Below are 9620 nucleotides of genomic sequence, written 5' to 3'. Positions count from 1 at the left end.
GGGGGGGGGGGGGCTCCCCCGCGGGGCGCGCCCCCCCCCCCCCCCCCGCCCCCCCCGGGGGGCGGGGGGGGGGGGGCGGGGGGGGGGGGGGGGGCGGGGCGCGCCCCCGCGCGGGCGGCCCCCCCCCCACCGCCGTCGACCGGCCCGTCCCGAGGGCGGACGCCGGTCGGGCCGGTCGGTGCGGGTCAGTACAGCTGGGTGCGCAGCCAGCCCTTGACCTCCGGGGTGACGGGGTCGGTGATGTCGGCGAACTCGTCGTGCTTCAGCAGGAACTTGGCGACGTAGGGGCAGATCGGCACGATCCGCTTCCCGGCCGCGCGGACGTCCGTGAGCGCCTCCTGCACCAGGCGGGAGGCGAGGCCCTGGCCGGCGAAGGCCTCGTCGACCTCGGTGTGGAAGAAGACGCGCTGTTCCTCGTGGTCCCGGTACTCGGTGAAACCGGCGAGCGCGCCGTCGACGGAGATCTCGTACCGGTTCCGGTCGTCAGACCGCTCGACGAGGACGGTGCTGGGAGTGGTCACGGGTTGGCCTTTCGGTCGGGGACGGGCCGGGGGCGCGACGAACGGCTCCACCGGCACCGGGACAGCGGGAATCCTGCCAGGTCACCGGGGCCGTGACCATCCCCGACCGGGCCGCCGGCCGCGGGTCAGGGCGACAGGGCGCCCGGGGCTAGTCGGCCCCGCCGGGCTCCTCGCGGTGGCCGGGGGCGCCGCGGGCCCGTACCTCGCCGAGCACCGCCCAGGCGACCGAGACCACCGGCACCGCCACCACCGCCCCGAGGACCCCGGCCAGCACCGCGCCGCCGGCCACCGACAGGGCGATGGCCACCGGATGGATGCGGACGGACCAGCCGAGCACCAGCGGATGCAGCAGGTGGCCCTCGATCTGCCCGATGACCACGATCAGCGCGAGCACCAGCAGCGCGATCACCGGCCCGCGGGCGGCGAGCGCGACCACGGCGGCGATCGCCAGGGCGATCGGGGAGCCGACCAGCGGGACGAGGGTCGCCACGAACTCCAGCAGCGTCAGCGGCAGGACCAGCGGCACCCGCAGGACCGCCAGCGCGATGCCCACCAGCACGGCGTTGGAGGCCGCCACGATCAGCACGCCCCGGGTGTACCCGGCGAAGGTGAGCCAGGCGGCGCGCCCGGCGCGGTCCCAGGTCGCGCGGCTGCGGACCGGCAGCTGTCGCTGCGCCCAGGCCCACATCCGGTCGCCGGAGTGCAGGAAGAACACCGAGCAGAACACCGCGAGCGCCAGCCCGGTGACGACTTCGACGACCCGTCCGGCGCCGCTGAGCGCGGTGCTGAGCAGGGTGGAGCGGTGCGCCGCGACGAACTCGCCGATCTTGGCCCGCAGGTCGGTGACGGTGCCGGGCCGCAGGTGGAAGGGGGCGCCGGTGAGCCAGCGGTCGATCCGGGACAGGCCGCCGCGCAGCTCGTTGCCCAGCCGGCTCCACTCGTCGGCGACGGTCGTGCCGACCAGCGCCAGCACCCCGGCGACCAGCACGAGGGCGCCCAGGAAGGTGATCAGGACGGCGAGCGAGCGCGGCACGGCCCGGGCCAGCAGGTCGACCGGCGGGCGCAGCACGGAGGTGATCACCAGGGCCAGGAACAGTGCGACGACCGGCACTTCGAGCCGGGCGAGGACGTCCACGACCAGGTAGGCGGCCAGCCCGAGCAGGGCCAGCCGCCAGGTGTAGCCGGCGGTGGTCCGCAGTCCGGAGGGGACTCGTTCCCCGGGCGCGCCCCGGCCCGGTGCCCTCGCCCCGGCCCGGCGCGCCGGCACTCGGGGACGGCGGCTGCCCAGCGGCACGGGCCGCCGGCCCCCTCCGGTGCCGTTCACTCCCACGGGCGGTCTCCTCGGGCTTCGGCCGGGCGCCCTGAGGTCGCTCTCAGGACGCTCTGTGGTCACGATGACCCACGGTGCGACGGTTCGCCCCGCGGCGGCGCCGCATCCGCGGCGCCCGGGTGCCGGGTTCCCGGTTCAGCGGTGTGTAATCGCGCCTGGCCGGGGCAGAAGCGTAAGGGCACCGTCTCCCCGGGAAGGACTTCGATCCTCCGTGTACAAGCGGTTGGACGGGGGGAGAATCACGGCGCAGGGTGGGAGAGAAGGAGGCCGAGATGAGAAGCCTCACCCGCCGCTACGCGGTGACGCTCCCCGGTCCGATCGGCGGACACGCCCCGCCGGACGTCGTCGTGGTGCACGAGACGCAGGTGAGGGGGCCCGGCGGGAACCTCGTCTGGGAGAGCGCGGACGGCGGCCTGCGCGTGGAGATCACCGGTGAGGTGGCGACCGTCCTGGCCGCCCCCGGCACGGGCAGCCGGCACCCGTGCCTGCTGGCGGTGCCGCTGCCCTGACGGACGCCGGACGGAAGGCGACGGCGGGTATCCGCCGTCGCCTTCGGCCTGGGGTCGGCCGTCCGCACCCGCCGGTCCGCCACCGGTCCGCAGCCGACAGGTCACCGCGCGCTGGCGGCCAAGGCCTCGCGCACGGTGACCAGGCACGGGTCGCAGTAGCGGTCCGGTGCTGCCGCACCGTCACCGTCGGTCGGGGGGACGACGCGCTGGGAGGGCTCCAGGAACCGCCCGCAGAGCGAGGACGTCGCGTCGTCCTTCGCCACCACGTGCCACACCACGGCGGGCGGGGACACCGCCGGGTCGTGTTCGGCCCACATCTCGTACACGGCATTACCTCCGGATCGCTGGGGGCTCGGTGAGTCCATGCAAACCCGCACTCCACCGGACGGCCACCGGGCCAGACCCGGTGGGATGGTCGTGGTGCCGCCGGCGGCGGGTCGTGGTGCCGGTGGCGGCCGGCGGTGCCCCGCTGCCGGGCCCGGGGAGCGGCCGGTCAGCTCCGTCGGCGGCGGCCCTGGCCGGCGGCCAGGCGGCGCCGGATGACCACCAGGTCGAGCGCGGCGATGCCGGCGAACCCGGCGCACAGGGCGGCGAAGAAGGCGTAGGTCCCCTGGTTGGGGGCGGGCCCCGGGCCGGCCAGGGCGGCCAGCACGGCGAAGGCGATCGCTCCGCCGACGAACAGGACCAGGAAGACCACGGACAGCAGCCGGCGCAGCTCCAAATCCGAGCGGGCGGTCACCGGCTCGGTGCCCCGGCGCACCGTCTCCTGGGGCCTGAGCTGCGGCATCGTCCGGCCGGGGCCCTGCGGGGCGTGCGGAAAGTCGTGGCGCTCGCCTCCCCGGCGGCGGGCGCGGGCCCCATGCGGTGTTCGTGGTGTTCCGGGTGTTCCTGGTGAGCGGTGTGCGGCCATGACGGCCCCCGAACGTGATCGGCCGGTGGTGGTGTCCGCCGGCGCGCCTACCCGGGGGCGGTGCGGTCACACGCCTGCTGTGCCGCGACCCCTCCCCGGCGCCGCCCGCCGACGTCACCCGCGCGGTTCGAGCCGCAGCCGGACCACCAGCTGCGGCCCCCGTTCCTCTCGGTCCTCCTCCTGGGTGCGGCAGAGCCCGGCGAGGGCGCGCGCCACCCGCCGCACGTCCTCGGGGCCGCCGAGCAGCTCCGCGGCGAGCGCGCCGGCCAGGGTGACGGGTGGCTCCGGCACGCCCGCCCGGTGGGCCTCGTAGGACTCGGCCTCGTAGGACTCGGCGCCGAAGGAGCGGGCGTCGAACGACTCGGAGAGGCGCACCGACGGGCCGGGCGCGGGGGCGGGCGGGGAGCGGGTGATCCGGGGTTCGGCCACCGCCCGGACGCCCTCCGAGGTCACGGTCGGGGGGTCCTCCCAGACGTTGCCGATCCGGGTCAGGCCGCGCCCGGTGTGCGTCGGGAAGACGGCCTCCAGCGCGTCGAGCACCGCTTCCGCGGCTTCCTGCGGGCCCTCGCCGAGCCGTACCAGCACGTGTCCGGCCGCCAGGGGGAGTCCCATCGCAGCCACCTCCTCCGTCCGGTCCGCCCCGGCGACCGCCGTCGGCGGGCGTCCCCCCTTCCGTTCTACGGCCGGGCCGCGCGGGTGCGCACCCCGGTCGGCGGGCCGGCCGGAGCCCGTCGGGTTCGGCCGCTGTTCAACGGGGCGTGGCCCGGCCGACGGCCACCGACCGATCCCGGTGCCTACCGTCAGGGCCCAAACCACTTCCGGGAGCGAACATGCACGACATCCAGGCGACCGAGCACGCGTGCGGCTGCCCACGGACCGCTGACATCGACGGGGACGGGCCGGCCGCGGCCGGCCGGCGCCGGTTCCTGCGCGGGGCCGGTCTGCTGGGCGCCGGGGTCGGCACCGGCGGGCTCGGCCTGCTCGGTGCGGCGCCGGCGCGGGCGGCCGGGCCGGAGACGGCCGGCCCGGCCGCCGCGGCCGCGAAGAAGCCCGGGAAGGAGAAGGGCAGGGGGCGGTGGCAGCCCGATCCTGACGCCCGGCAGTTCACCGTCGTGGTCCTGCCGGACACCCAGTACCTGTTCGACCAGGACCGGATCCACCCGGCGCCGCTGGAGGCCTCGGTCCGCTACGTGCTGGACGGCGGTGTCAACCGGGAGGACGGCACGGACGACAACATCGTCTTCCTGGCCCACCTCGGCGACGTCACCGAGAACGGCCTGGCCGTCGAGTACGCCGCCGTCACCAAGGTGTTCGCCCTGCTGGACGACGCGGGCGCGGCCTACGGCGTCCTCGCCGGCAACCACGACGTCCGCTCCTCGACCGACGACCAGCGCGGCAGCACCCCGTACCTGGAGACCTTCAGCAAGGCCAGGGCCGCCCGCACCTCCGGCTACCGCGGCTCCAGCCCGGACGGCTACAACACCTGCCACGTGTTCCGGGCGGCGGGCCGCGACTGGATGCTGCTCTCACTGGACTGGCGGCTCTCCGACGCGGGCTTCGCCTGGGCCAACGGGGTGATCGCGGCCAACCCCACCCTCCCGGTGATCGTGACCACCCACGACCTGGCGTACGCGGACGACAGCGGCCGGGCCGAGCTGTCCGACCACGGCAAGCGGCTTTGGGAACGGCTGATCGACGGCAACGACCAGATCTTCCTCACCGTCAACGGGCACTACTGGCCGCCCGGGCGCACCGTGCTGAAGAACCGGGCGGGCCACGACGTCCACGTCCACATCACCAACTACCAGGACCGCTACTACGGCGGCGCGGCGATGATCCGGGCGTACCGCTTCGACCTCGACCGCGACACCGTCGACGTGTCGACCTTCTCGCCGTGGATCCAGCAGATCGCGGCCGAGGAGCGCAACGCGCTGGCGGCCCGGCAGGCCGAGCTGACCTCGGACGTGGACCGCTTCTCGCTCGCGATCGACTTCGAGCGCCGCTTCGCGGGCTTCGCGCCCGTCCCCCGGCGCCCGGCGCGCCGGGCGAGCGAGCTGCTGGTCCGCGACACGGCGGCCTACTGGCGGTTCGACGGCGGCGGCGGGGACGGCTCGGCGGTCTCCCCGCGGCAGGTCGTCCGGGACCTGTCCGGACAGGGCAACGACCTGCTCCCGCTGAGCGCCCCGGGCACGCCCGACGGCGCGCTCAGCTGGTCCGCCGAGCACCACCCGGACCAGCCGGGCCACGGCAGCCTGCTGTTCCGGGGCACCCGCTCGCCGGTGCGCGGCGGCTACCTCCAGACGGTGCCCACCGCTCCGCTGAACCGGGAGACCTTCGAGCGCGGCTTCACCGTCGAGGCGTTCTTCAAGCTGCCCGCCGACTGGGACTCCGCGCAGAGCCGCTGGTCCGCCCTGCTGAGCCGGTGGGGGAGCAGCGGCGAGGCGGGCCGGACCGGCCCGGGGACGGACGCCGACGAGCCGGTCGTGACGCTCAGCGTCTCCGAGGCCCCGGCCCTCCAGTGGTGCGTCTACCCGGTCAACCAGACCGGGGCGTCCACCTGTTGGAGCCACCAGCTGCCGCTGGACCGGTGGTGGCACGTGGCGGTGGTCAACGACGGGAAGCTCAGCCGGATGTACGTCGACGGGTGCGAGGTGGCGCGCAACCCGGCGACGCCCGCGGTCGGGCTGGCCACGCTGGGCCGACCGTGGATGCTGGGCGGCTATGCGTACGCGGGGGTGCTGGACAAGGTCTTCCACGGGTACGTCGGGGACGTCCGGATCGTGAAGCGGGCGCTGCGGGTGGGCGAGTTCATGACCGCCTGACCGCTCGCCTGACCGCCCGCTCGCCCGAGCACCCGACCCGCGACCCGCCGGCGCCGCCGGGCCCCACGAGGCCCGGCGGCGCCGTCCGTCCGGCCCGGCTCAGCCGAGCAGGGTGGCCTCGACCCCGGCGGCCACCGCCGCCAGGCCCTGCTCGAAGCCCTCGTCGAACTCCCGGAACATCACCCGGCCGGATTCGGCGGCCAGCGGGTGGGCGGCCAGGCGGGCGGCCCGGGCCTCCACGTCGTAGCCCTCGGCGCCGTCGAAGGGGTTGGGGCCCATCGCCTGCTCCTCGATGACGTAGCCGATGGTGTAGCTGTAGGCGGTCTGCCAGGCCCGGGCGGCGGCCGCGGGGGTGAAGCCGGCCTCGACCAGCACGCGCAGCCAGCTTTCCAGGGCGGCCGCGTACGCGGTGTCGGTGAACCGGGCGCCGCTGTAGACCTTCGCGCCGTCGCGGTAGCGCAGCAGCTCGGCTCGCAGGGTGCGCATGGTCCGCAGGTAGGCCTCCCGCCAGTCGCCGGGGGCCCGGTCGCGGCCCGGGCGGTCGGCTGCTTCGGCTCCGTCGGGCCTCCCGGCGTCGTCGGCGTCGTCGGCAGCGTCGGCGCCGCCGGGGGCGCCCGCCGCCGCTCGGGCCGTCATGCGGCGCAGCATCTCCGTCGCCATCGCGTCCAGCAGCGCCTGCTTGTCCTTGAAGTGCCAGTACAGCGCGGGCGCTTTGACGTCGAGCCGGGCGGCGATGGCGCGCAGCGTCAGGCCGTCCAGGCCGGCTTCGTCGAGCAGGTCCAGCGCGGTGTCGACGACCTGGCCGCGGTCGAGCTTGGGGGTCTTCTGGGGGGTCACGGTTGACAGTTTAACGCCGTTAAGTGCAGGCTGTCGGCAACGGCTACTTAACAACGTTAAGGAGGTTTTCGTGACTTCTCGCGACCTGCACACGGACGTCCTGGTGGTCGGCGCCGGGCCCACCGGACTCGCCCTCGCGCTGGACCTCGCCCGGCACGGCGTCGACGCGCTGGTGGTCGAGCGCGGCGCGGAGCTCTTCCCCGGCTCGCGCGGCAAGGGCCTCCAGCCGCGCACACTGGAGGTGCTCGACGACTTCGGCGTGCTCGAGCGGGTCCGCGCGGTGGCCGGCCACTACCCGCCCTACCTGGTCTGGCGGGACGGCCGGCCGCAGGAGGAGCACCCGGTGTCCGACCCGGTCGAGCCCTCCGAGGCCGAGCCGTACACCGAGGCGCTGATGCTGCCCCAGTGGCGCACCCAGCAGGTGCTGTACGCGCGGCTGCGCGAGCTGGGCGGCCGGGTGGCGTTCGGCCGGGAGCTGGTCGGCCTGGCGCAGGACGAGGAGGGCGTGACCGCCGGGTTCGCCGCCGGGGGCCCGGTCCGGGCGCGGTATGCCGTCGCCGCCGACGGCGGGCGCTCCGCGGTGCGGCGGCTGCTCGGCATCGGGATGGCCGGCGAGACCGTCGACCCGGCCCCGATGCTGGTCGCGGACGTCCGGATCGACGGGCTGGACCGCGACCACTGGCACGTGTTCCAGTCCGGGCCGGGGGTGCTGGCGGCCTGTCCGCTCGGCGGCACCGAGGACTTCCAGCTGGTCGCCGGGTTCCCGGAGGGGGCAGCCGTCGACCCCACCCTCGACGGGCTGCGCGCGGTGCTCGCAGCCCGCTCCCACCTGGCCGCCGAGCAGCTCGTCGAGCTGCGCTGGGTCTCCGGGTTCCGCCCGCGCGCGGCGCTCGCCGACCGCTTCCGCGCCGGCCGGGTGTTCCTCGCGGGCGACGCCGCGCACGTCCACTCGCCGGCCGGCGGGCAGGGCCTGAACACCAGCGTCCAGGACGCCTACAACCTGGGCTGGAAGCTGGCCGCGGTGCTGGCCGGGAGGGCGGGCGAGGAGCTGCTGGACAGCTACCAGGAGGAGCGCCGCGCCAACGCCGCGGCGATGCTGGAGCTGTCCACCAGGGTCCACCGCGGCGAGCAGCGCCGCGGCCGGGCGACCCAGCAGCTCGGCCTCGGCTACCGGGAGTCCACCCTCTCGGTGGAGACCCGCCGGGGCCTTCCGGCGGACGCGCTGCGGGCCGGCGACCGCGCCCCGGACGGCCGCCGGGGCGGCACCCGGCTGTTCGACGCCTTCCGCGGCCCGCACTGGACGCTGCTCACCGTCGGCACGGACGCCCCGCTGCCCGCCGTCGCCGCGCCGGTGGTCCGCATCCCGGCCTACCGGGCGTACGGCACGGGCGTGTTCCTGGTCCGCCCGGACGGCTACCTCGGCTGGGCCGGGGCGAGCGCCGACGGTCTCGCGGCCTACGCGCGGCGGTACGGGCTGCTCGCCCGCTGAGCGGCGGCTCCCCCGGCGCCGGCCGGTGCCCGTGGCGGTGCGGTCCGGCCGGGTGGGCCTACCGGCCGCCGGCCTCGGCCGCGGCCTTCAGGTCGTGCAGCCAGCCGTCGAGGCCCTGGCGCAGGATCCCGGTGGCGGCGGGGACGTCGGCGTCGACCTGGGGGCCGGTGTGGGTCTCCTCGGTGCGCACCAGGACGCCGCCGGGGACCTCGGTGAAGGTCCACACGTGGACGCCGTCGATCCGCAGCCCGTTCGCGACCGCCGGGCCGGTCCAGCGCAGGCAGGCCCCGGGCCGCAGCTGCCGCACGGTGGAGGTGATCTCCAGGGTGGGGTCGGCGGACGCCGGGTTCGGCGGCAGCGGGGTGGTCCAGCGGAACGCCGACCCCGGGCGCAGCGGGCCGTGGTCGAGGCGCTCGGTGCTCAGCACCGGCGCCTGCCAGGCGGGCCAGCGGGCCACGTCGGTCTGCAGCCGCCACACCGTCCGCAGCGGGGCGTGCACCACCGCCTCGGTCCGGTAGCGGACCCGGGCGTCCGGGTCGACCCCGGCGCCGTGGCAGCTCAGCCCGGGGGCGGGCCGGTGGGCGGTCGTGGCCCCGGCCGGCCCGGTGGCGCCGGCCAGCAGGCCGAGCGCCAGCGGGACGGTCCACAGGGCGGTGCGGAGGCCGGTGCGGCGGGTGGCGGACATGCGACTCCCCAATCACTGGTCGGCCGGCGGGCAGTGCCCGGCGGGCCGCGCGGTGGTGTGAGCTATAGGCTCACGCCTTCGTTAGAAGTTGTAACCCGCCGGAGCTCGGAGTGTCAACAGGTTTCGTGAGGCCTTCTAACGAAAGCGTGAGCCTCTAGACAGACATGCTGGGAGAGCGGGTGGCGGGCACGGCGAGGACGGGTGCACAGGCCCGGCGGGAGCGCTACCGGGCGCAGGTCCGGAAGGAGATCACGGCGCCACGTCTGGAAGCCTGGGCCCTCGGCCCGAACTGCCCTTCGATGCCGAGGCGGACGGCCTGCCGGCGCCGCGGTTCTGACCGGCCGGGCGACCGGCCCGGCGGGCCGCCCCGACCCGTGGCCGACGGCGCGGCGCCGGCCCCCGAGGCCCGCCCGCATCCCGCGCGCCACCCCGGGTCGGCACGCGCGGGGCGATGGGGCGTGTGCGGTCGGTCGTGCTCCGGTTCGGACGGGTGTGCCCGATGTGGCGCGTTCGCCGC

Annotated in this window: 10 protein-coding genes; 3 read left to right on the top strand and 7 right to left on the bottom strand. The window is 76.2% G+C overall.

The window, feature by feature from the left end; translation table 11 throughout:
* Positions 1 to 185 precede the first annotated feature (185 nt).
* Positions 186 to 521, bottom strand: coding sequence for a GNAT family N-acetyltransferase (locus tag ACH5AR_RS16535; protein WP_396302110.1), 336 nt, complete (start codon positions 519 to 521; stop codon positions 186 to 188).
* A 148-nt stretch (positions 522 to 669) separates the two neighbouring features.
* Positions 670 to 1788: an AI-2E family transporter gene (locus ACH5AR_RS16530; RefSeq protein WP_396302109.1), complete on the bottom strand. Its 1119-nt coding sequence runs from the start codon at positions 1786 to 1788 to the stop codon at positions 670 to 672.
* Between the two features lie 335 nt (positions 1789 to 2123).
* Between ACH5AR_RS16530 and ACH5AR_RS16525 the strand changes: the two genes are divergently transcribed.
* The gene (locus tag ACH5AR_RS16525) at positions 2124 to 2360 is read left to right on the top strand and encodes a DUF6296 family protein (RefSeq protein WP_396302108.1); all 237 of its coding nucleotides are present in this window, start codon (positions 2124 to 2126) and stop codon (positions 2358 to 2360) included.
* Positions 2361 to 2461: 101 nt separating this feature from the next.
* Here the strand turns inward: ACH5AR_RS16525 and ACH5AR_RS16520 are convergent, their stop codons facing one another.
* From ACH5AR_RS16520 to ACH5AR_RS16510, 3 genes are all read right to left on the bottom strand, one after another.
* A complete protein-coding gene (locus ACH5AR_RS16520; RefSeq protein WP_396302107.1) occupies positions 2462 to 2686 on the bottom strand; it encodes a hypothetical protein in 225 nt (74 codons plus the stop codon).
* A 167-nt stretch (positions 2687 to 2853) separates the two neighbouring features.
* The gene (locus tag ACH5AR_RS16515) at positions 2854 to 3147 is read right to left on the bottom strand and encodes a DUF6343 family protein (RefSeq protein ID WP_396302106.1); all 294 of its coding nucleotides are present in this window, start codon (positions 3145 to 3147) and stop codon (positions 2854 to 2856) included.
* Positions 3148 to 3384: 237 nt separating this feature from the next.
* A complete protein-coding gene (locus tag ACH5AR_RS16510; protein WP_396302105.1) occupies positions 3385 to 3882 on the bottom strand; it encodes a hypothetical protein in 498 nt (165 codons plus the stop codon).
* Positions 3883 to 4100: 218 nt separating this feature from the next.
* Between ACH5AR_RS16510 and ACH5AR_RS16505 the strand changes: the two genes are divergently transcribed.
* Positions 4101 to 6092, top strand: coding sequence for a LamG-like jellyroll fold domain-containing protein (locus ACH5AR_RS16505; RefSeq protein ID WP_396302104.1), 1992 nt, complete (start codon positions 4101 to 4103; stop codon positions 6090 to 6092).
* 99 nt (positions 6093 to 6191) lie between these two features.
* Here ACH5AR_RS16505 and ACH5AR_RS16500 read toward each other — a convergent pair whose 3' ends face one another.
* Positions 6192 to 6929, bottom strand: a complete 738-nt coding sequence (locus ACH5AR_RS16500) for a TetR/AcrR family transcriptional regulator C-terminal domain-containing protein (protein WP_396302103.1) — start codon at positions 6927 to 6929, stop codon at positions 6192 to 6194.
* 85 nt (positions 6930 to 7014) lie between these two features.
* Here ACH5AR_RS16500 and ACH5AR_RS16495 point away from each other — a divergent pair, with 85 nt between their 5' ends.
* Positions 7015 to 8418: an FAD-dependent oxidoreductase gene (locus ACH5AR_RS16495; protein WP_396302267.1), complete on the top strand. Its 1404-nt coding sequence runs from the start codon at positions 7015 to 7017 to the stop codon at positions 8416 to 8418.
* Positions 8419 to 8476: 58 nt separating this feature from the next.
* Here ACH5AR_RS16495 and ACH5AR_RS16490 read toward each other — a convergent pair whose 3' ends face one another.
* Positions 8477 to 9103 (bottom strand): SRPBCC family protein, encoded by a 627-nt coding sequence (locus ACH5AR_RS16490; RefSeq protein ID WP_396302102.1) that lies wholly within the window; start codon positions 9101 to 9103, stop codon positions 8477 to 8479.
* Positions 9104 to 9620: the final 517 nt, after the last annotated feature.

Origin of the sequence: Kitasatospora sp. NPDC018619 (assembly GCF_044391605.1) — a bacterium.
GTDB lineage: Bacteria > Actinomycetota > Actinomycetes > Streptomycetales > Streptomycetaceae > Kitasatospora.
The sequence above is the reverse complement of the archived record's forward strand: the minus strand, read 5'-3'. Positions and strand labels throughout refer to the sequence as shown.